Below are 21,193 nucleotides of genomic sequence, written 5' to 3'. Positions count from 1 at the left end.
TCGAGCCGCGGGCCCGGGGGCGGCGGCGTGGTGCTCCGGGCCGGTCCGCCGGGCGAACGACGTCCCTTGACGTTGCGTCAGACCCGATCCGGCGTCGGCTGGGTTCGGCACGTACTGTCCCCGAGGAGTTGCGCCGGCTGACCGTCGTCTCGCTCGGCCTGCGGAGGCGATCGTCCCGGACCGGCCGGTACGGCCACGGTGCTCAGCCGGGGATGGAGACCAGACCCGCCTCGTAGGCCAGGATGACCAGTTGCACCCGGTCCCGGGCGTCCAGCTTGGCCAGCAGCCGGGTCATGTAGGTCTTCACGGTGGCGACGCTGAGCACCAGTTCGGCGGCGATCTCGGTGTTGGACAGGCCCCGGCCGACCAGGGTGAGGATCTCCCGCTCCCGCTCGGTGATCACCTCCAGCCGGCACGCCGCCACCGGCGCTCCGAGCGGCGGCTTCGGCTGCTGCGCCGCGAACGCCCCGATCAGCCGCCGGGTGACGCTCGGCGCGATCAGCGCCTCCCCCGCCGCGACCACCCGGACCGCCGCCAGGATGTCGTCCAGCGCCATGTCCTTGACCAGGAAGCCGGACGCCCCGGCGCGCAGCGCCGCGTACACGTGCTCGTCCTCGTCGAACGTGGTGAGCACCACCACCCTGGTCGGCCCGCCGGCCGCGGTCACCAGCCGGGTGGCCTCGATGCCGTCGGCGACCGGGGGCACCTCCCGGCCGCCGGGCTGGGGGCGCATCCGGATGTCCATCACCACGACGTCCGGCCGCAGTTCGGCGGCCAGCCGGACGGCCTCGGCGCCGTCGCCCGCCTCGCCGACCACCTCGACGTCCGCGGTCTCGGCGATCACCATCTCCAGCGCGGCCCGCACCAGCGGCTGGTCGTCGGCCAGCACCACCCGGATCACGCCGTCACCTCCGCGGGGCCGGGGATCGGCAGCCGGGCGGCGACCCGGAAGCCGCCGCCCGGGCGCGGCCCGGCCTCGAACTCGCCGTGCAGCAGGGCGACCCGCTCGCGCAGCCCGGCCAGGCCGAAGCCGCTGCCGGGCGCGCTGCCGTGGCCCCGGCCCCGGTCGGTGATCTCCACGCTCAGCTCCCCCGCCGCGCGGTTGACGGTCACCAGGCAGTCGCGGACCTGCGCGTGCCGGACCACGTTGGTCACCGACTCCTGGATGATCCGGAACGCCGAGAGGTCGATCTCCGGTGGCAGCGGCCCCGGTTCGCCCGCGCGCCGCAGCTCGACCCGCACCCCGGCCGCGGTGGTGGTCGCGGCCAGCCGGTCGAGGTCGGCCAGGCCCGCCGGGACGGTGTCCGACACCTCGCCGTCGGCCTGGCGCAGAGCGACCAACATGCGGCGCAGCGCGGCCAGGGTCTCCCGGCCGGCGGTCTCGATCTCGCCCAGCGCCTGCTTGGCCCGCTCGGGCCGGCGGTCGATCACCCGTCGGGCGGCGCCGGCCTGGAGGGCGACGATGCCGATGCTGTGGGCGACGGTGTCGTGCATCTCCCGGGCGATCCGCAACCGTTCGGCGGTGACCGCCTCGACGGCCGCCCGGCTGCTCAGCGCCTCGGCGTGCTCGCGGTTCTGTCGCACCGAGCGCCCGGCCAGCCAGGCGACCAGGGCGAGCAGCGCGGCGCCGTCGGCGGTGCCGATGTGGGTGCCGGTGAAGATGCCGACGGTGTTGCCGGGCACCAGTCCGATGTGCAGCACCAGGAAGGTCATGACCAGCGCGGAAGCGGCACGCGAACTACGGCGCCGCGCTCCGGCGGTGATCACGAAGAGCGCGACGTCCACGGCGAGAAGCGCGGCCGGGGGCACCTGGCTCTTCGCCGCCCAGCCGTCGGTCTCGGTCCAGGTGGCGATCAGCAGCACGACGACCGAGAGCACCGGCCGGCGGCGCACCTGTGCGGCACCGGCGAAGGCCACCACCGTGGTGGCCAGGGCGAACGGCAGGCCGCCGTGCGCGGCGGCGCCGTGCTGCCGCCAGCCGGTGTCGCGGAGCAGCACGGCGGGGTAGGCGACGGCCACGCACCAGGCGAGGGCGACCCAGGCCTCGGCCGGGACGCGCCGGATCAGCGGGGCTGTCGGAGTCGCGGACATGGTCCAAGATCGTAACGACCGGCCGGGCGTCCGTCATCCAACCGTGGTTGTACGACCGTGGCAGGCCCGTGGACCCTGCGGTGTCGACGCGGGTCCGATGTGGCGGCCGGGGCTCCCCCGGCATCGTGGTGGCCATGATCGAAGTCATCGAACTCACCAAGCGCTACGGCCATCGCACGGCCGTCGACCAGCTGACCTTCACCGTCCGCCCCGGGCACGTCACCGGCTTCCTCGGCCCCAACGGCGCCGGCAAGTCCACCACGCTGCGGATGATCCTGGGCCTGGATGCCCCGACCTCCGGCACCGCCACCGTGGACGGCCGGGCCTTCCCCAGCCTGCCGCGCGGCCTGCGGGAGGTCGGCGCGCTGCTCGACGCGGGTGACGTGCACGGCGGACGCACCGGCTCCGCCCACCTGCGGGCCCTGGCCCTCAGCAACGCGATCCCCCGCCGACGGGTGGACGAGGTGCTCGCCGAGGTCGGCCTCGCCGACGCCGCGGGGCGGCGGATCGGCGGCTACTCGCTGGGCATGAAGCAGCGCCTGGGCATCGCCGGCGCCCTGCTCGGCGACCCGCCCGTCCTCCTCTTCGACGAGCCGCTGAACGGGCTGGACCCGGAGGGCGTGCTCTGGGTGCGCGGACTGTTCCGCCGGCTCGCCGCCGAGGGGCGGACGGTCTTCGTCTCCAGCCACATGATGGCCGAGATGGAGCACACCGCCGACCGGCTGATCGTGATCGGCCGTGGCCGGCTGATCGCCGACGAGAGCCTCACCGACTTCGCCGCCCGGGCCGGCCGGGGCACCGTCACCGTCCGCGCCGCCGAACCCGAGCGGCTGACGGCCGTCCTGCGCGCCGAGGGCGCCACCGTCCGCCCCGGCCCGGACGGCAGCCTCGACGTCACCGGGCTGGACGCCGGCCGGATCGGCGAACTCGCCCTGGAACAGCGTCTGTTGCTCTACGCCCTGACCGAGCGCGGGGCCTCCCTGGAGGAGGCCTTCATGGAACTGACCGCCGACAGCGTCGAATACCTCGCCGGAGAGCCCCGATGAGCACCGCCACCCTTTCCCCTTCCACGCCCCTGCGCCGCCACCGCTTCAGCGACCTGCTCGCCGCCGAGTGGCTCAAGTTCTGGTCACTGCGCTCCATCCCCTGGGTGCTCGGCCTCGGCGCACTGGTCGTCATCGTCGCCAACCTCAAGTCCGCCCAGTACACCCACGACCACTACCTGCCCGGCGACGGCGACCCGGTGGCGATGAAGCAGGTCGCCCTGAACGACTCGTTCGACACCGCCGGCGCCGACATCCTGATGCTGCTGGCCGGCGGCCTCGGCGCGATCGTCATCACCGGCGAGTACGCGACCGGGCTGATCCGCACCACCCTGGCCGCCGTCCCCGACCGCCGGGCGGTGCTGCTCGCCAAGGCGGCCGTGCTGACGACGGTGATGGTCGGCTTCGGGGTGGCCGGCGTGGGCCTCTCCTTCGGCATCACCCAGGCGATCCTCGCCGACCGGGGCATCGGCCAGTCCATCACCGACCCGACCGCCCTCCGGTACGTGGCCGCGGCCGTACTGTTCGCCCCGGTCTGCGGACTGGTCGGGCTCTGCCTGGGCACCCTGCTGCGGCACAGCGCGGGCGCGGTGGTGGGCACCGTGGTGGTGCTGTTCTTCGTGCCGTCCTTCGTCACCGAGCGCTACCGCTGGAGCGCCGACCTGCTGCACGCCCTGCCGTTCCCGGCCTGGCAGCGCCTGGCCCGCACCACACTGGCGAACATGCGACCCACCGAGTACCCGGCCACCGTCGCCGGCTCCTGGACCACCTACGCGGTGTGGGCGCTCGCCTCGGTGCTCATCGCGACGGTGGCGATCCGGCGCCGCGACCACTGAGTGGGCCGGCCGCCTCCCGCCGACCGGCCCACTCGTCGGCCAGTGCCACCAGCAGGGCCGTCAGCACCAGCCCCGCCGCGACGGCGACGCCCAGTTCGAAGGCCAGCGCCCAGTCGGGGCGGGGTCCGGCCGCGTGGGCGAAGAAGACCGAGCCGACCACGGCGATGCCGACCGCCGAGCCGACCCGCTGGGCGGTCTGCAGCACGCCGCCCGCGCTGCCCGCCCGGGTGAGCGGCACGTGCTGGAGAGTGAGCGTCTGGTTCGGGGAGATCACCAGGCCGCTGCCCACCCCGGCGACCAGCAGCGGTACGAGCGTCGTCCAGCCCACCGAGGGCCCCGACCACAGCTGCACCGCCAGCGCCGAGGCCAGCAGGCCGACCAGCACCAGCAGCAGCCCGAGTAGCACCAGCCGCCGGCCCAGCCGGCTCACCAGCCGCCCGCCCACCGCGGCCGCCACCCCCGAACCCACCGCGAAGGGGGTGATCGCCAGACCAGCCGTCAGCGCCGAGTAGTGCAGGCCCGCCTGCAGGTAGAGCGTGAAGATGAAGAAGACCGCGGTGAACCCGGCGAAGTACACCAGCGACAGCAGCACCCCCGCCGCGTACGGCCGCACCGCGAACAGCGCCATGCTGACCAGCGGTTCGTGCCGCCGCCCGTAGACCCGCTCCCAGGCGACGAAGGCGGCCAGCAGCACCGCCGCCAGCGGCAGCAGCAGCCAGCGGGCCGGGCCGTGCCACTGCTGCTCCTGGACGAACGGCAGCAGCAGGGCGACCGTCCCCGCACCGAGCAGCAGCACCCCGAGCGGGTCGAAGTCCCGGTGTCCGGCCCGCTCGGCGGCCGGGCGCGGCGGCGGGAGCAGCCGGTAGGCGATCGGCAGGGCGGCGAGGCCGATCGGCAGGTTGACCAGGAACACCCAGCGCCAGCCGTCCTGGGTGCCGACCAGGTGGATCAGCAGGCCGCCCAGCAACGGGCCGACGGCGGTGGACAGCCCGATGGTCGCGCCGAGCGCGCCGAAGGCCCGGCCGCGTTCGGCGCCCTGGAACAGGACCTGGATGAAGCCGGACACCTGGGGCACCAGCACCCCGCCGGCCGCGCCCTGGAACAGCCGGGCCAGCACCAGCCACTCCTGGTCCTGGGCCGCGCCGGCCAGCGCGCTGGCGGCGGTGAACAGGGCCAGCCCGGCGAGGAAGACGGCCCGCCGGCTCCGGGCGTCGCCGAGCCGCCCGGCGGGGACGAGCACCAGGCCGAAGGCCAGCGCGTAGCCGCTGAGCACCCACTGCAGGCCGCTGTCCGACATGTGCAGCCCGACCCGGACGGTGGGCAGCGCGACGTTCACGATGCTGACGTCCAGCAGGGTCATGAACCCGGCCACCAGGCAGACCGTCAGCGCCCGCCAGCGGCGCGCGTCGGCCCGCCCGCCGACGGCGGAGGCACCGGGCGGCTGCGGGCGCGGGTCCTGCGCGTCAGGGGAGGTGGGGGCGGTCATGGGGAGCCTCTTCCCGGGTCCGGGGCCCGGGGCCCGGCGGACAGGCCCGAGGACAGGCCCTAGTCCTGGCTCTGCTCCGGCTCATCCTCACCTGGGCCGCACCCCGCCGCCACCCGAGCCCGCCCGGCGGCCGGCGCACGTCCGACCGGCGTCCGGCGCACGCCCGCTCTCTCATCCGTTCTCTCGTCCGGTCGCTCCTCCGGCTCACGTCCGGTCTCACCCCCGGTCCCACGTCTGGCTCACTCGAACGGACGAACCGGATCGCGACCGGCCCGCCCGCCCCCGAGGCTGGCCGCATGACCGTCGCCACCGAGACCCCGCCCTCCGCCCCGCCGGTGCTCGACGTGCGGCAGCGGAACGTCGTCTTCGCCACCATCGTGCTCGGCATGCTGCTGGCCGCCCTCGACCAGACCATCGTCGGCACCGCGTTGCCCACCATCGTCTCGGACCTCGGCGGCGCCGCCCACATGTCCTGGGTGGTGACGTCCTACCTGCTGGCCGAGACGGTGGCCACCGTGCTGGCCGGCAAGTTCGGCGACCTGTACGGGCGCAAGCTGATCTTCCAGCTGTCGGCGATCGTCTTCGTCGGCGGTTCGTTCCTGTGCGGCCTGTCCACCAACATGACCCTGCTGATCGCCTGGCGGGCGGTGCAGGGCATCGGCGCGGGCGGGCTGATGGTGACGGCCATGGCGCTGATCGCGGACGTCATCCCGCTGCGCGAGCGCGGCAAGTACCAGGGCGCGATCGGCGCGGTGTTCGGCCTGGCCACCGTCATCGGGCCGCTGCTGGGCGGGCTGTTCACCGACCACCTGTCCTGGCGCTGGGCGTTCTACGTGAACGTCCCGATCGCCGTCGTGGTGGTGATCGCGGCTGCCCGGACCATCCCGTCGGTGCGGTCGGCGGTGCGGCCGGTGATCGACTACCTGGGCATCGCGCTGGTCTCGGTCGGCGCCAGCGCCCTGATCCTGGCGACCAGTTGGGGCGGCAACCAGTACGCCTGGGGCTCCGGGGTGATCATCGCCCTGTTCGTCGGCGGCGCGGTGGCGCTCGGGCTGTTCTGCTGGGCGGAGACCCGGGCGGCCGAACCGATGCTGCCGATGCGGCTGTTCCGCAACCCGGTGTTCGCGGTCTGCTCGGTGCTCAGCTTCATCGTCGGCTTCGCCATGCTCGGCGCGCTGACCTTCCTGCCGACCTTCCTCCAGTACGTCGACGGCGACTCCGCGACCGTCTCCGGCGTGCGGATGCTGCCGATGGTGATCGGCCTGCTGATCGCCTCGATCGCCAGCGGCAACGTGGTCAGCAAGACCGGCCAGTACCGGCTGTTCCCGATCGCCGGAACGCTGGTGATGGCCGTCGGCCTCTACCTGCTGTCGCGGCTCGAACCCGGCACCGGCACCGCGCTGGCCTCCCTCTACATGTTCGTGCTCGGCGTCGGCATCGGGCTGAGCATGCAGGTGCTGACCATCGCCGTGCAGAACACCGTCGACTACGCGGACCTCGGCACCGCCACTTCCGGGGTGACGTTCTTCCGCACCATCGGAAGCTCCTTCGGCACCGCCGTGTTCGGCACCATCTACGCCAACGGCCTCAAGACCGAACTGGCCGAGGGCGTCGCCTCCGCCGCCCGGCTCACCGGCGCCGACCCGGCCGTACTGGCCCACGCCGCCGAGAGCCCCCAGGGCCTGCACCGGCTGCCCGCCGACCAGGCCGCACCGATCATCCAGTCGTACTCGGACGCCCTGCACACCGTGTACCTGTGGACGATCCCGGTGGCCGTGGTCGGCTTCGTGGTCGCGCTGTTCCTCAAACAGGTGCAGCTGCGCGACACCACCCGGGCCGGCTCCACCGACATGGGCGAGGGCTTCGCCCAGCCGACCACCAGCGACTCCGACCCGCACCTGGAGTACGCGGTGTGCAAGATCGTGCGCGGCGTGGACCTGGACACCGTACGGACCATCGTCGGCGACGCCGACACCCGGGTCGACCTCGCCGGCGCCTGGGCCCTGATGGAGGTGGCCGGCCACACCGAGGCCGTCGGCCACGCCTCCCTCGACCTCATCGCCACCCGCAAGAAGCTGCCGCCCGAGGTCCTGGAACCGGTCTTCGACCGGATGGCCGCCGAGGGCTACCTCACCCGCGACGGCGACCGCCTCACCCCCACCGACGCCGGCACCCGCGAGGTCCGTGCCCTCGGCCGCGCCTGGTCCGACTGGCTCAACGACCGCCTCGACGCCGACGCCGGCCGCCCCCGCAGCCCCCGACTGCGCACCGCCGCCGACGCCATCGCCTGGCGCCTGCTCACCGAGGACCTCGCCAACGGCCTCCCGGCCGGCGCCCGCGCCAGGGCCGGCGCCAAGGTCTGACGCCCGGAAACGGACGCCGCCCGCCCCGACTACAGCCGGGTGGTGTCGAGGTCCAGCCCGAACGGCGCCGGGAGGCGGACCGGGGTCCCGAAGGGGTGCGGCCCGCTCTCGGCGGCGTAGCCGAGACGGGTCGGTTCGCTGTACAGCGTGCAGGTGCGGTTCTGCCGGTCGATCAGGAGGTAGAGCGGAGCACCGTACTGGCCGTAGCGGCGGCGCTTGACCACCCGGTCGGTGTCGGCGTTGGAGGGCGAGCTGACCTCGACGATCAGCAGGGTCTGATCGGGCAGCAGCGCGCCCTCGGTCTTCGCCGCGAGGTCGGCCGGCACCACCGCGAGGTCCGGGATGTACCAGTTCTCGCTGCCGGGCAGGTCGAGGTTGCCGGAGCCGGACACCAGATCGAGTTCGTCCAGCCGGGGGCCGAGCTGGCGACGGACGACCTCGGCGGCGGACTCGTGCGCCCAGGACGGCGACATGGGGGTGATGACTCCCTCGATGATCTCGGTGCGATCGCCCGCGACGTGCCGGATCGCGTACTTCAACGCCCTCTCGGGGTCGCTGACGGTGCTGTAGTCGTCAGGAACATGGGGTGCGGTACTCACAACGCGTCTCCTTCCCTCCCTCGATTCTCCCCCAGGCCGCCCGGCCGCTGGGCCGAATGACCGGTTTCGGCAGGTTCCAGCCGTTCGGGCTCGGCGCGATGACCGGGTCCGAAACAGGTACCGGGCGACGGGAGGAGAGGGCTGTCACGGCGGGGCTGGTGACGCCGCCGTACTGCCGAACGGGCTACCGGCCTGGCCGGCGCGACCGGCGTGCCCGGCCGACCGCCTCCAGGAGCAGGGTGACCGCGGCCGTCGCGAGCAGCAGCCACCCCAGGTTGCGCGCATAGGGCAGCGGCAGCGCGGTCGGGTTGGCGCCTTCGCCCGCGCGCAGGACGGCCGGCAGCCCGACCGCGATCAGTGCGGTGGCCACGATCAGGCCGCCGCGCACCGTCCAGGACAGCCGGGGCAGGGCCGCCCCGACCAGGCAGACCAGGGGGAGCCACAGCCCGTCGTGCAGCACCACTCCCCCGGCCGCCCAGATCCCGACGTCCAGCGGGTCGCGGAGGTCCGGGTCAGCCAGCATCCCGTGCCCGCCGTAGCCGATCACGCCCACCGCGACCAGCCCGGTCACCGTCCGCAGCACCCTCGCCGCGTTCATGCGATCACCTCGATCCGCGCCACCCACTTGGTCTGCAGCACGCCCGGCCGGCCCGGCGCGATCACCCGGGCCGGGAAGCCGTGGTCGGCGTCCAGGACCGCGCCGTCGACCCGCAGCGCCAGCAGGGTCAGCGGGTCGGCGGCATGGGCGGCCTCCATCTCGGTCTGCCGGTAGGGGCCGTCCGCCTCCAGGGAGGTGATCCGCAGCCGGGCGGTGGCCGGGGCTCCGGCGCGGGCCACCAGGTCGCGGATGCGCACCCCGGCCCAGTGCGCGGAGGCGCTCCAGCCTTCGACGCAGGAGATCGGCAGCACGGCTTCGTGCTGGTCCATGGCCAGCAGTTCGGCCATGGACAGCTGGTACGGCTGCGGGCCGGTGACGGTCAACCGCCAGTCGGCGGGCGGCAGTTCGATGCCCGCCGCGGCCGCGGTCCGGTTGACCGGCAGGCCCTGGGGGCCGTCGCCCGGGCGTCGCGGCGCCAGCAGGTCGATCCGGCGCAGCCACGGCACCGTCTGTCCGGCGGTGACCGCCGTCACCGCCAGGACGGACGCGGTGACGGCGGTCAGGAAGCTCCGGCGCTCCGCCGGGCCGGGCCGCCCGCGCCGCCAATGGGCGGCGATCTCGGGCGACTTGACGGCCAGGTGCAGCAGCAGCCCGCCCACCGCGATCCACGCCAGCCAGAAGTGCGTCTGCCGGAACGGGAACGGCCACACGTACCACTGCAGGGTGTTGAGCAGCCCGGTGAACAGTTCCAGCACCATCGACGCGACCAGCAGCAGGATGCCCAGCCGCTCCAGCGCGTGCCGCACACTGCGCGCGGGGGGCCATTCGAACAACCTCGGGTAGACGGTCCACAACTTGGCGCCCAGCAACGGGATCGCGGCGATGCCGCTGATCACGTGCGCCCCCTGGGTGGCCTGGTAGAGCCCCACCGGTCGGGTGGGCAGGTGGTCGCGCAGCCAGCCGGGCGGCTCCTGCAGCGCGTGGCTGTACAGCCCGGTGAGGAAGCAGAGCAGCAGCGCCGCGCCGAGCCAGCGGCCGATCACCACGGCGGTGCGGGGATCGTGGAGCCGGGAGCGGAACGCGCCTTCGCGCAGCGGTCCTTTCCGCAGCGCCTCGGGCGGCGTCGGCAGCGGCAGGTCGAAGTGCCGCCCGGAGAACGGGGAGGAAGGGGTTCGTCGCACCCTGCCATGACAGCAGCCGCCGGGCCCGGGCCGGTGGAGTCGGCCGCTTACGGAATTCGTACGGCCGGCGGGTCCGCGGCTCCGGCCGATCGCGCGGCCGAGGGCGTCGCGGAGGTACCCGGCTCGACACGGTGGCGCGCCCACCGGTCGACGCCACCGGTCAGCCGGCCAGGGGCGGGTCGAGGCGGGCGAAGCCGGCCTGGCGGCGGTAGGGGAAGTACGGGTAGGGGGCGGTGCGGGTGCTGGCGGCGTCGAGGCGGGCGACCTGGTCGGGGGTCAGGGACCAGCCGATGGCGCCGAGGTTCTGGCGGAGCTGGTCCTCGTTGCGGGCGCCGATGATGACGGAGGAGACGGTGGGGCGGCGCAGCAGCCAGTTGATCGCGATCTGCGGGACGGTGCGGCCGGTTTCGGCGGCGATCTCGTCGAGGGCGTCGACCACCCGGTGGAGCAGGTCGTCGTCGACCGGCGGGCCGTAGTCGGCGGTGTCGTGCAGCCGGCTGCCGGCCGGGAGCGGTCGGCCGCGGCGGATCCGGCCGGTGAGGCGGCCCCAGCCGAGCGGGCTCCAGACCAGGGCGCCGACGCCCTCCTGCTCGGCGAGCGGCATCAGCTCCCACTCGTAGTCGCGGCCGACCAGGGAGTAGTAGACCTGGTGGGCGGCGTAGCGGGGGCGGCCGTGCCGCTCGGCCAGGCCGAGGGACTTCATCAGCTGCCAGCCGGAGAAGTTGGAGACGCCGGTGTAGCGGATCTTGCCCGCGCGGACGAGGTCCTCCAGGGTGGCCAGCACCTCCTCGATCGGGGTGGCGGCGTCGTAGGCGTGCAGTTGGAAGAGGTCGAGGTGGTCGGTGTCGAGGCGGCGCAGCGCGTCGTCCACCGAGCGGATGAGCCGGGCGCGGGAGGTGCCGGCCTGCTGGGGGCCGTCGCCGAGCGGAAGGCCGGCCTTGGTGGAGATCAGCACCTGGTCGCGGCGGCCGCGGAGGGCCTGGCCGAGCACCTCCTCGGAGGCGCCGTCGGAGTAGACGTCGGCGGTGTCGAAGAGGGTGACGCCGGCGTCGATGGCGATGTCGAGGAGGCGGCGGGCCTCCTGGACGTCGGTGGTGCCCCAGGCGCCGAACAGCGGGCCGCGGCCGCCGAAGGTGCCGGTGCCGAGGCTCAGGGCGGGGACCTTGAGGCCGGATGCGCCGAGTCGGCGGTATTCCATACCGGTGGATTCCACGGTGGTTGACATGAAGGCACTCCTCCCGGAGCCCCTAATGGGACTCTCGTTCCGTTAGGATGAGTCGAAACTAGCAGCCTCCACCCAGCTAATGGAACAGGAATCCCGTTAATGGCCGACGAGCCCTCCACGCCCGGCACCGTCCGTCCCGGCGGCCGCACCGCCCGGGTGCGCGCCGCCGTCCTGCGGGCCGCCGAGGACGCCCTGGTCGAACACGGCTTCGGCGGCCTCGACCTCGGCGACCTCGCCCAGCGGGCCGAGGTCGGCCGCACCACCGTCTACCGCCGCTGGGGCAGCACCACCGCCCTGGTCGCCGACCTGCTCGCGGACATGGCCGAGCAGTCGCTGCCGCGCGCCCGCAGCGGCTCGCTCGCCGAGGACCTCCGGGCCAACGCCCGACTGGTCCAGCAGACCCTGGCCGACCCCCGGCAGGGCGCGCTGTTCCGCGCCGTCCTCGTCGCCGCCAACGGCGATCCGGGCACCGCCGAGGCGCTGCGGCACTTCTACCGGCGCCGGGTCGAGGAGTGGGCGCCGTGCGTCACCGAGGCCGTCGAGCGCGGCGAACTCCCCGCCGGCACAGACCCGTTCGAGGTGATCCGGGCCGTCTCGGCGCCGCTCTACTACCGGATGCTCACCACCGCCGAGCCACTCGACCGCGCCGCCGCCGACCGCGCCGCAGCGGCGGCCGAGGCCGCCGCCCGGGCGGGGGCGTACCGGCGCGCGGAGGACCGAGGGGCGAGGGGCGAGTACGCCGACGGCCTGGGGGCCAGGCCCACCGGAACCGACGAAGAGGTACGCTCCGTCACCTGATCGCCCCTCACCGGCTGCGGAGCGCGACCGGCCTTCGTAGCGTCATGGTCATGACGATTACCGCACGCGCTTCCCTGCTCGCCGCCCTGACCACCGCGACCCTGGCGCTGGGTGCCACCCCCGCCCCCGCCGCCGCGACCGTCCCCTACTACCACCAGCAGCTCAGCGACGACTGCGAGGCCGCCGCACTGCGCATGGTCCTCGCCGCGCGGGACGTGACGGCCGACGACCAGCAGATCCTGGACCGGATCGGCGTCGACCGGGCACACCCCGAGTTCGGCCACTCCGGCCCGCGGTCCGGCGACCCCTACGAGGCCTTCGTCGGCGATCCCGACGGCTCGGAGACCGGCGGCACCGGCTTCGGCGTCTACTCCCCTCCCGTCGCCGAGGCCGCCCGCTCGTACGGGCTCACCGTGCTCCAGGACGGCTCGGGCATCTCGGTCCAGCAGCTCAAGGACCAGCTCGCCGGCGGCCACCCGGCGATCGTCTGGGTGGACTACCTCTGGCGGCACCTCAAGAGCACCACCTACACGGCCTACGACGGCCGGAGCGTGCTGTACGCCGGGACAGCCGAACACACCGTCGTGGTCACGGGGTTCAGCGGCGGCAAGGTGTCGGTCAACGACCCGGCCCGCGGCCGCACCACCGTCTCCGAGCAGGACTTCGCCGACGGCTACGCCACGTACGGGCACATGGCGGTGGTCATCCGCTGACCCTTGCCCCCGGACGCCGGGCGTCGCCGCCGGGGGATCCGGGGGCAGTCGAACGCGAAGCCGTCGGCCCGGAGCCAGGACAGTAGCCCTTCCAGCGCCTCCACGCTCTGCGCCCGGTCGCCCCGCCGTCGTGCGGCGGCACGGTCGGGCCGGAGCGCAGCCGGGCCTTCGCGGTCTCGACGACCCGCTCCGCACCCGGGCGCTCGAAGTCCCGGGTGTCGACGTTCCAGCGCAGCGGGCGCATGCCGTGGGCGGCGGCGACCACCTGCCGGGCGAGGCCGGGTGTCCCGGTACCCACCTCGGTGCCCACCACCCTCGCCCGCCCGCCCGCGCGCCCCGTGAGCCGCGTGAGCCGCGTACGAGCGTTTCGCAACAGCCCCGCCCCCGCCCCACCCCCGGAGACGCGTCCCCGCAGGTCAACCCGGATACTGGCTCACATGGCACGGCTGCTCCTGATCGAGGACGACGACTCCGTACGCGAGGCACTGGCCCTGGGCCTGCGCCGCCAGGGCCACGAGGTGCGCACGGCGGCCTCCGGCGAGGCGGGGCTGGAGGCCGCCCACCGGGAGCCGCCGGAGCTGGTGGTCCTGGACCTGATGCTGCCCGGGGTCGACGGCCTGGAGGTCTGCCGGCGGCTGCGCCGGGCCGGGCCCACCCCGGTGATCATGCTGACCGCGCTCGGCGACGACATGGACACCGTGCTCGGCCTGGAGGCCGGCGCCGACGACTACGTGGTCAAGCCCGCCCAGTCCCGCGTCCTGGACGCCCGGATCCGCGCCGTCCTGCGCCGCGCGGGCGGGCCGGGCCCGGAGGCGGACCGGGAGACCCACGGCGACCTGGTGCTGGACCGCTCGGCGCTGACCGTCACCAAAGGCGGCGCCCCGCTCCCGCTGGCGCCCAGCGAACTGCGCCTGCTGCTGGAACTGGCCGCAGCCCCCGGCCGGGTCTTCAGCCGGGAGCAACTCCTGGAGTCCGTCTGGGGACTCGGCCGCCAGGACGACATCCGCCTGGTCGACGCCGGGGTGAACCGGCTGCGCGCCAGGATCGAGGACGACCCCGCCGCGCCGCGCTACATCCAGACCGTCCGCGGCTTCGGCTACCGCTTCGGACCGCTGTGACCACCCCCGACCCCGCCCACGGCCCCGACCCGACACCCGCCCACGACCCCGCCGGAACCCCCGCCGACGCGCCCCGCCGGACCGAGGGGCCCCACCCGCCCCGGCTGCTCCGGCTGCGCCGCGCCGTCGCCGGCCTGCGCCCGCGCCTGCTGGTCGCCTTCGTGGCCGTCGCCGCCCTGAGCGCCCTGGCCACCGCCGCGCTCACCTACCGGGCCGCCACCACCTCCACCCTCGACCTCACCAAGGACACCGCCCTGGACGAACTGCGCCGCCGCGTCGACGTCCTCGCCCCGGCCCTGCCCTTCCCGCCCACCCAGGGCGAACTCGACCGGTTGGCCGGCCAGTTGTCGGGCACCGGCGGCTTCCGCGACTGGCGGGTGCTGGCCTCCTACGGCACGGCCCGCTCGGAGTGGACCCAGCCCTTCGCCGTCCCGCCGGCACTCCAGCACACCGTCGGCAGCGGCCATGCCGCCTTCCAGCGCTTCACCGACGACGGCCACCCCTGGCTCGCCGTCGGCGTCCCCGTCAGCTACGCGAAGGGCGCCGCCTCCGCCGGGCCGTCCGGGCTCGGCGTCTACGCCGCCCTCCCCCTCGACCGCGAACAGGGCACCGCCGACTCCCTGCTCGCCGGCGCCGCCGGGGCCGGGGCGTTCGCCGCGGTGCTGGCCGCCGGGCTCGCCCTGCTGGCCGCCCGCCAGGTCCTGCGACCGGTCCGGGCCCTCGGCGACGCCGCCCGGGCCCTCGCCCAGGGCCGACTGGACACCCGGCTGACCGTCACCGGGCACGACGAACTCGCCCAGCTCTCCAAGACCTTCAACCACACCGCCCGCACCCTCCAGGGCACCATCGAGGAGCTGCGCGCCATCGAGTCCCAGGGCCGGCGCTTCGCCGCCGACGTCTCCCACGAACTGCGCACCCCGCTGGCCGCGATGCTCGCCGTCACCGACATCCTCGACGAGGACGCCGAGCAGCTGCCCGCCGACACCGGCACCGCCCTGCGCATGATCAGCAGCGAGACGGTACGGCTGACCCGCCTGGTCAACGACCTGATCGAGATCTCCCGCCTGGACGCCGGAGCCGCCCCGCTGCGGACCGAGGCCGTCGACGCCGCCACCGCCGTGCGCGAGACGCTCGACCTGCGCGGCTGGAGCAAGCGGGTCGACCTCGACCTGCCCGCCGCCATGCCCGTCCGCCTGGACCCGCGCCGCTTCGACGTCATCGTCGCCAACCTGGCCGGCAACGCCCTGCGGCACGGCCGCCCGCCGGTGCGGCTGGCCCTGCGCGGCTCGGCGGACGAACTGGTGCTCACCGTCACCGACCACGGCGCGGGCATCCCGCCGGCCGAACTCCCGCACCTTTTCGACCGGTTCTACAAGGCCGACAAGTCCCGGGCGCGGTCCGAGGGCAGCGGACTGGGGCTGGCCATCGCCCAGGAGAACGCCCGGCTGCACGGCGGCCTCGTCCAGGCCGCCAACTCCCCCGACGGCGGTGCGGTGTTCACCCTCGTCCTGCCCCGCGGGCTCGACCCGGAGGAGGAGCTGTGACCGTCCGCCGCCTCGCCCGGCCGGCCGCCCTGGCCGCCGCCCTGCTGCTCGCCTGCGGCTGCTCGATCTCCACCACCGGCGCCGTCCGCAGCGGACAGCCGGCCACCGGCGTGCAGCCCGGCACCCGGCTGTACTTCCTCGACCCGCACGGCATCCGCCCCGCGATCCGCCGGACCGCGCAGCGCGAGGACCTCCAGCAGACCCTGGACACCCTGCTGGGCGGGCCCGACAAGGCCGAGTACCACCAGGGCCTGTACAGCGACCTCCCGGCGAACGGCAGGGTCCAGGCCACCGCGACTCCCGGGGTGGTCACCCTGCGGCTCTCCTGGCCGGCCGCCTCGCTGTCCGCCCCCGCCATCCAGCAGCTCGTCTGCACCACCGAGGACGCGCCCACCGCCGGGCCGGTGCCGAAGGTCGCCATCGTCAGCAGCGACGCCCCCTCGGCCATCCAGCAGCAGTGCGACCTGCACCGCACCGGCTGACCGCGGAGGCGTCGACGACCTGACGGTTTAGAAGAACGAGTCGTCGTCCTCGTAGTAGTTGTTGACCACCACCTGCGGCTCGTCGTCACTCAGCGCCTCGTTGAGCAGCATGCCGCCGACCAGGCCGGCCGCGCCGGCGCCGATCATCGCGCCGGTGCCGAACCGCCGACCGCCCTGCTCCTGCTGCTGGGCGGGCACCTGCGCCTGGACCGGCTGCGGGTAGCCCTGCTGCGGGGTGTAGAACGGCGGGACGGTGGTCTGCACCCGCTGGGCGCAGGCGGCGCAGGTCTCGACCTGGCGCGGCACGCCCCACTGCGGCTGCCACAGCACCACGGCCGAGCCGACACCGTGGGTGGGGTCGAAGAAACACGTCACGGGTGAACTCCCTGTTGCTGGCTGGGTCTTCGGAACAGCGGGGACGGCGGGGACGGCCGGAGCCACGGCGGGCGCGGCGGGCACCGGAACCGGCGCCGCGGGCGTCGGCGCGGGCTGAAGGACGTCGACGCCGAAGTCGGTGGCGATGCCCGCGAGCCCCGCGGCGTAGCCCTGCCCGACGGCCCGGAACTTCCAGTCCGCGCCGTTGCGGTAGAGCTCGCCGAACACCATGGCCGTCTCGCTGCCCGCCTCCGGCGTCACGTCGTAGCGGGCCACCTCGCCGCCGCCGTCCGTGTCGACGAGCCGGACGTACGCGCCGCGCACCTGCCCGAAGGACTGCCGGCGCTGCGCCGCGTCGTAGATCGCCACCGGGAAGACGACCTTCCGCACCTCGGGCGCCACGTCCGCGAGCCGGACCTCGATCCGCTCCCGGTCCTCGCCCGCGCCGCCCGCGCCGAGGTGGCGGACCGCGCCGTCCGGGCTCTGCAGGTTGTTGAAGAAGACGAAGTGCCGGTCCGAGAGGACCTTTCCGTTCTCCCCGCAGAGCAGCGCGCTGGCGTCCAGGTCGTACTCGGCTCCGACCGTCCAGCCGAGGCACACCCGCACGGACCGTACACCGGGCGCCTGCCGGTTCAGGGAGACGTTGCCGCCCTTCGTCAGGGCCACGCTCATGGGGTTCCTCCACGTCCGATTCCTGCTGTCCGACCACGACAACGCTGTAGAGGTCACTCCGGTTCCCGCCCGTCCGAGCCGGACCGGGCGGGATTCCGGCAGGCCACGCGCCTGCCGGGCGGGCGCCCTGGCGGGGCGTCGGCCCGCCGCCTATCGTCGATGTCCATGACAAATGCCCACCGCACCACCGGCCGCACCACCGGCCGCACCGCCCGCCGCACCGCCGCGCTGGCCACCGCCCTCGCCGGCACCCTCGCGGCCCTCCTCGCCCCCGCCGCCGCCCAGGCCGCACCGGCCGACTGCCGGACCGTCACCACCGCGCCCCTGGACGCCGAACAGGCCCGGCTCCAGGACCCCCGCACCGCCGCCTTCACCGAACGCTCCGGCCTCGCCGACCTGCTGCACGGCTTCCCCGCCGCCCTCTGCTCCGCCCGCACCGCCCACCGCGCCGAACGGGTGGTCGACGCCTGGGGCCGCAAGCTCTGGCAGGCCGGCCTCGACCGCGCCCAGGGCCGGCGCCCCAACGGCGAACTGCCCGCCCTGGACGACCGCCCGCTGTACTGGGCCCGGCTCGCCATGACCGTCCGGATCGCGCAGTGGCAGCCCCGGTTCGACGTCGACCACGCCGCACTCCGGGCCCGCTTCGAGGACGCCTCGCGCGGCCTGGACGACGGCTTCTCCGCCGGATCCGGCTCCGGGCCCGGGAGCGACGTCCGGCGGATCTTCGTCAGCGGCTTCGACCCGTACGGCCTGGACACCGAACCACGCCGCGCCAACCCGGCCGGCGCGGCCGTGCTGCAGCTCCACGGCCGGCGGATCACCCTCGCCGACGGCACTACCGCCGAGGTGCGGGCCGTCGTCCTGCCGGTGCGCTACGGCGACTTCGACCACGGGATCGTGGAACGCGCCTTCGGCCCCCACCTGCGGCCGGACGGCCCGCAGTCCGCCGACCTGATCACCAGCATCAGCCAGGGCTACCCCGGCACGTTCACCCTGGAGGCCTGGGCCGGACGCGCCCGCTCCGCCGACCCGGCAACCGACAACGTCGGCGCGCTCTCCGGCGGCACCACCGCCCACCCGGTCGACGCCCCCGGCCTCGCCGACGGACCCCAGTTCATCCGCACCACCCTGCCCACCGACGCCATGACGGCCGTCCAGCAGCCCTACCCCGTCCTGCTCAACACCCCCGTCACCGAGATCCCGGCGGGCGCCACCGCCCCCGTCCAGCGCCCCGACGGCCCCACCCCCGGCTCCCGCGCCGTCGCCGGCGGCGGCGGGGGCTACCTCTCCAACGAAGTCGCCTACCGCTCCAACCGGCTGCGCCTCGACCTCGACCCCGACCTCCCCGGCGGGCACCTCCACACCCCCGTGCTCACCGGCCTCCCGGCCCAGCAGGACCGGCTCACCGCACCGGAGTTCGAGCACAACGAGGCCGCCATCGCCGACGAGGTCGGCGCCATCCTGCGCGGCGCCCGGCTCTGAGCGGGCGGCCCTTGTCCGGCACCGCTCCCCGGCCCCGCGCCCGCCCGACCCGGCCCCGCGCCCGCCCGACCCGGCCCCGCGCAGTCGGGCAGGCCCGGGTCGGGCCGGACGCGCCTACGCCGGGCGGGCGAACCGGGTGCCCGCCGCCCGGGCGCGGGAGCCGGTGATCTCCGCGTAGGCGGCGTCCCGGCCGGCCCAGTGCGAGCCCTCGACCGCCTTGCCGCGTTCCAGGGCCTTGTAGACCTGGAAGAAGTGGGTGATCTCCAGCAGGTCGAACTCGGGCAGGTCGCCGATGTCGCGGAGGTCGGCGTAGCGCGGGTCACGGGCCGGGACGCAGAGGATCTTCTGGTCCGGGCCGCGTTCGTCGCGCATCACCCACATGCCGACCGCCCGGCAGGTGAGCACGCAGCCGGGGACGGCCGGTTCGCGGCCGAGGGCCAGGGCGTCCAGCGGTTCGCCGTCTCCGCTGAGGGTGCCCTCGACGTAGCCGTAGTCGGTGGGGTAGCGGGTGGCGGTGAAGAGCGTGCGGTCGAGGCGGATCCGGCCCGCCGCGAAGTCCATCACGTACTTGTTGCGCGACCCCTGGGGGGTCTCGATCATCACCTCGAACTCGGCGGGCTCCACCGCGGCCTCCTCCTCGGCTCCTCGGGCCGGTCTTCAAACCCGCTGCTGCCAGGCTGCGGCCTTGAGGGTGTTCGAGCCGGCCATGCCGCCCATCTTGCCCGATCCGCCCCCGGCGGCGGCACGCACCACCCTGACGACGCGGTGATCAGCGGATCGGTCAGCCGATCCCGGGGCGGGGCGATGCGGCCGACCAGGCCGTCCAGGACCGAACCGACCCGGCCCGAGCGTGAGGTGCTCGAACGCCTGGCAGACGCACCGCACCGCACCGCACCGCACCGTTCCGGCAGGTGCCGGGGCCGGTTTCGCCTCCCCCGACGAACCGGCCGCGGCCATCGACACCTTCGTCCCGGCCTGCGACGAACACGACGCCGAGTCCTACCACTCGACCTACGACGGCAGCCCGCTCGAAGCCGCGTGAACCTGCGACGGATCAACGCTAGGACTGGAAGAGCACTTCCGGATTGTTCGGCGAGGGACCGTCCAGCAGCGGACTGCCGATCCCCTTCAGCGTCTGGTCGAAGAACGCTGTCACGTACTCGCGGGTGATCTCCACCCCGCGTTCCGGGGAGAGGGGCGGCGTCGGGAACCCGGCCTGCTCGTGAAGCAGGTCCAGGTCGCTGAAGCTGAAGTGGTCGGCGCCGGCGACCGTCAACCACTTCTTGTAGCCGCCGAGGGCGGCCCAGGCCTGCCCCCACGTGGTGTCGTCGCCACCGACCGGGTGGTTCTCGGCCGTACCCAGCATGAGGAACGGCCGGTCGATCTGGCCGGGCATCGGGGCCGGCTTGAAGCCGCCGTCCATGTTCACTCCGGCCCGTACCCGCGGGTCGGCGATCATCGTGTCGGCGGCCGACGCTCCGCCGAGGGAGTGTCCGGCCATGCCGATCTCGTGCTTGTCGATGAGGTGTGCCAGGCGCCACGCGGTATTGCCGTGCGTCAACCGGTCGATCACGAAGGACACGTCCAGCGCGCGGCTGGCGGGGATGGAGTCGATCCGCGCCTTGTCACCGCAGATCGCGCACGGCGTCGTCCGGCCGTTCGCCAGCGTCTCGCCGCTGTCCTCGTAGGTGTCGCCGACGAGCGCGACGACGTAGCCGTGACTGGCCAGGTCGGTCGCGAGCGAGGTGAGCGTCATGCGCGGGTCCTCGTACGCGGGTGAGAGGACCACCAGCGGATACTTGCCGCGCTGCGGCCGCGCGCCGTCGAAGGCGTGCGTGGTGACGCCGGCAAGGGTCTGGGGGGTGACGCCGGAGCTCGCCGGCAGGTTCTGCCGCTGGACGATTCCGGCTGCCTCGCCGAGGGTCATGTAAGGGGCCGGAGTCCCGGTCCCGGGGACGGCCGGGTAGACCATCGTGACGGCCAGTTGGCGGGGGCCGGACGACGGCACCCACGGGTCGGGACGGCTCGCGTCGGTCAGGTGGATGACGTCCTCGCCGGCGGCGTAGGGGCCGGTCGGCGCGGGGAGCGCGCCTTGGAAGGTCCGCGCGGTGGCCGTGGCCGTGGCGGGTGCGGTCCCGAACGCGTGCGCGGCCACCGGTGTGGCCGACGGTGTGGTCGTGGCGGCGAACCCGGTGCCGGTTCCGGCGACGAGGGCGGCGAGCGCCAGCGCCGCGACAGCGCCGATACGACGACTGCGTTTCACGGAATCGACGGAGCCGCTGCTGTGGGCGTCGCCCCGGTGGCCGGTGCTCGACGGCACCGCGAGGTCCACCGCGCCGTCGCCGGTCGTCATGGTGCACCGTCGGGCGGTGCGGCTTGAGGTGTTGATCGTTCCACTCCTCGTTCTCGGGAAGGCCGGTGACCTTCACCGGTGATTGGCGGTGGCGCTGCGGGGCGGCGCACCTGCGCGGCCCGCACCGACCATCTGCCGTCCAGCCAACCGCAGTTCGGCCGGGCCGGACACATGGCCAGCCCACCGGACCGGGGTAGGGATAACCCACCTGTCGGTCCCGGCCGTCGTGGTCGG

At 74.5% G+C, this 21,193-nt stretch carries 21 protein-coding genes; 10 read left to right on the top strand and 11 right to left on the bottom strand.

Translation table 11 applies throughout. The features are described 5' to 3' along the window. Positions 1-202 precede the first annotated feature (202 nt). Positions 203-901: a response regulator gene (locus ACFWIS_RS14030; protein WP_380453131.1), complete on the bottom strand. Its 699-nt coding sequence runs from the start codon at positions 899-901 to the stop codon at positions 203-205. Beyond that, complete coding sequence (locus ACFWIS_RS14025; RefSeq protein ID WP_380453129.1) at positions 898-2,091, bottom strand: sensor histidine kinase; 1,194 nt, start codon at positions 2,089-2,091, stop codon at positions 898-900. The genes ACFWIS_RS14030 and ACFWIS_RS14025 overlap by 4 nt, the downstream gene beginning before the upstream one ends. Before the next feature lie 134 nt (positions 2,092-2,225). On the opposite strand from ACFWIS_RS14025, the gene ACFWIS_RS14020 reads away from it, so the two are divergent. Both ACFWIS_RS14020 and ACFWIS_RS14015 read left to right on the top strand, forming a co-directional pair. Further along, positions 2,226-3,137, top strand: coding sequence for an ATP-binding cassette domain-containing protein (locus ACFWIS_RS14020; protein ID WP_380453127.1), 912 nt, complete (start codon positions 2,226-2,228; stop codon positions 3,135-3,137). Next, positions 3,134-3,970: an ABC transporter permease subunit gene (locus ACFWIS_RS14015; protein WP_380453125.1), complete on the top strand. Its 837-nt coding sequence runs from the start codon at positions 3,134-3,136 to the stop codon at positions 3,968-3,970. The genes ACFWIS_RS14020 and ACFWIS_RS14015 overlap by 4 nt, the downstream gene beginning before the upstream one ends. On the opposite strand, the gene ACFWIS_RS14010 is transcribed toward ACFWIS_RS14015, so the two are convergent. Further along, entirely contained in the window at positions 3,933-5,456 is a 1,524-nt protein-coding gene (locus ACFWIS_RS14010; protein ID WP_380453123.1) for an MFS transporter, read from the bottom strand. The two genes, ACFWIS_RS14015 and ACFWIS_RS14010, sit on opposite strands and share 38 nt — an antisense overlap. Before the next feature lie 296 nt (positions 5,457-5,752). Here ACFWIS_RS14010 and ACFWIS_RS14005 point away from each other — a divergent pair, with 296 nt between their 5' ends. Then, positions 5,753-7,819, top strand: coding sequence for an MDR family MFS transporter (locus tag ACFWIS_RS14005; protein ID WP_380453121.1), 2,067 nt, complete (start codon positions 5,753-5,755; stop codon positions 7,817-7,819). Positions 7,820-7,848: 29 nt separating this feature from the next. Here the strand turns inward: ACFWIS_RS14005 and ACFWIS_RS14000 are convergent, their stop codons facing one another. The 4 genes from ACFWIS_RS14000 to ACFWIS_RS13985 form a co-directional block, all read right to left on the bottom strand. Beyond that, positions 7,849-8,418: a Uma2 family endonuclease gene (locus ACFWIS_RS14000; RefSeq protein ID WP_380453119.1), complete on the bottom strand. Its 570-nt coding sequence runs from the start codon at positions 8,416-8,418 to the stop codon at positions 7,849-7,851. A gap of 184 nt (positions 8,419-8,602) precedes the next feature. Further along, a complete protein-coding gene (locus ACFWIS_RS13995; protein ID WP_380453117.1) occupies positions 8,603-9,016 on the bottom strand; it encodes a hypothetical protein in 414 nt (137 codons plus the stop codon). Next, positions 9,013-10,146, bottom strand: a complete 1,134-nt coding sequence (locus ACFWIS_RS13990; protein WP_380453155.1) for a molybdopterin-dependent oxidoreductase — start codon at positions 10,144-10,146, stop codon at positions 9,013-9,015. Before ACFWIS_RS13990 ends, ACFWIS_RS13995 begins: the two co-directional genes overlap by 4 nt. A 211-nt stretch (positions 10,147-10,357) precedes the next feature. Next, positions 10,358-11,395, bottom strand: coding sequence for an aldo/keto reductase (locus ACFWIS_RS13985; RefSeq protein ID WP_380453153.1), 1,038 nt, complete (start codon positions 11,393-11,395; stop codon positions 10,358-10,360). A gap of 126 nt (positions 11,396-11,521) precedes the next feature. Here ACFWIS_RS13985 and ACFWIS_RS13980 point away from each other — a divergent pair, with 126 nt between their 5' ends. Beyond that, positions 11,522-12,220, top strand: a complete 699-nt coding sequence (locus ACFWIS_RS13980; protein ID WP_380453115.1) for a TetR/AcrR family transcriptional regulator — start codon at positions 11,522-11,524, stop codon at positions 12,218-12,220. A gap of 50 nt (positions 12,221-12,270) precedes the next feature. After that, positions 12,271-12,933 carry a C39 family peptidase gene (locus ACFWIS_RS13975; RefSeq protein ID WP_380453113.1) on the top strand — a complete coding sequence of 221 codons (663 nt, stop codon included), beginning with the start codon at positions 12,271-12,273 and terminating at the stop codon, positions 12,931-12,933. On the opposite strand, the gene ACFWIS_RS13970 is transcribed toward ACFWIS_RS13975, so the two are convergent. Beyond that, a complete protein-coding gene (locus ACFWIS_RS13970) occupies positions 12,923-13,231 on the bottom strand; it encodes a hypothetical protein (RefSeq protein ID WP_380453112.1) in 309 nt (102 codons plus the stop codon). The two genes, ACFWIS_RS13975 and ACFWIS_RS13970, sit on opposite strands and share 11 nt — an antisense overlap. 139 nt (positions 13,232-13,370) lie before the next feature. Here ACFWIS_RS13970 and ACFWIS_RS13965 point away from each other — a divergent pair, with 139 nt between their 5' ends. From ACFWIS_RS13965 to ACFWIS_RS13955, 3 genes are read left to right on the top strand one after another with little or no spacing between them, the layout of a single operon-like run. Next, a complete protein-coding gene (locus tag ACFWIS_RS13965; protein ID WP_380453110.1) occupies positions 13,371-14,051 on the top strand; it encodes a response regulator in 681 nt (226 codons plus the stop codon). Continuing rightward, entirely contained in the window at positions 14,048-15,595 is a 1,548-nt protein-coding gene (locus ACFWIS_RS13960) for a sensor histidine kinase (protein WP_380453108.1), read from the top strand. Before ACFWIS_RS13965 ends, ACFWIS_RS13960 begins: the two co-directional genes overlap by 4 nt. Beyond that, entirely contained in the window at positions 15,592-16,077 is a 486-nt protein-coding gene (locus ACFWIS_RS13955; RefSeq protein ID WP_380453107.1) for a GerMN domain-containing protein, read from the top strand. The genes ACFWIS_RS13960 and ACFWIS_RS13955 overlap by 4 nt, the downstream gene beginning before the upstream one ends. Before the next feature lie 27 nt (positions 16,078-16,104). Here the strand turns inward: ACFWIS_RS13955 and ACFWIS_RS13950 are convergent, their stop codons facing one another. Then, positions 16,105-17,124: a TerD family protein gene (locus tag ACFWIS_RS13950; protein WP_380453105.1), complete on the bottom strand. Its 1,020-nt coding sequence runs from the start codon at positions 17,122-17,124 to the stop codon at positions 16,105-16,107. Between the two features lie 165 nt (positions 17,125-17,289). On the opposite strand from ACFWIS_RS13950, the gene ACFWIS_RS13945 reads away from it, so the two are divergent. Further along, positions 17,290-18,606, top strand: a complete 1,317-nt coding sequence (locus tag ACFWIS_RS13945) for a pyroglutamyl peptidase (protein WP_380453103.1) — start codon at positions 17,290-17,292, stop codon at positions 18,604-18,606. A gap of 114 nt (positions 18,607-18,720) precedes the next feature. On the opposite strand, the gene ACFWIS_RS13940 is transcribed toward ACFWIS_RS13945, so the two are convergent. After that, positions 18,721-19,206 (bottom strand): inorganic diphosphatase, encoded by a 486-nt coding sequence (locus tag ACFWIS_RS13940; RefSeq protein WP_380453151.1) that lies wholly within the window; start codon positions 19,204-19,206, stop codon positions 18,721-18,723. Between the two features lie 250 nt (positions 19,207-19,456). Here ACFWIS_RS13940 and ACFWIS_RS13935 point away from each other — a divergent pair, with 250 nt between their 5' ends. After that, complete coding sequence (locus ACFWIS_RS13935; protein WP_380453101.1) at positions 19,457-19,648, top strand: hypothetical protein; 192 nt, start codon at positions 19,457-19,459, stop codon at positions 19,646-19,648. 18 nt (positions 19,649-19,666) lie between these two features. Here ACFWIS_RS13935 and ACFWIS_RS13930 read toward each other — a convergent pair whose 3' ends face one another. Next, entirely contained in the window at positions 19,667-20,959 is a 1,293-nt protein-coding gene (locus ACFWIS_RS13930; RefSeq protein ID WP_380453099.1) for an alpha/beta hydrolase family protein, read from the bottom strand. Positions 20,960-21,193: the final 234 nt, after the last annotated feature.

This window comes from Kitasatospora sp. NPDC127060, from assembly GCF_042724935.1.
GTDB lineage: Bacteria > Actinomycetota > Actinomycetes > Streptomycetales > Streptomycetaceae > Kitasatospora.
This window is presented reverse-complemented; position numbering and strand designations above follow the sequence as displayed.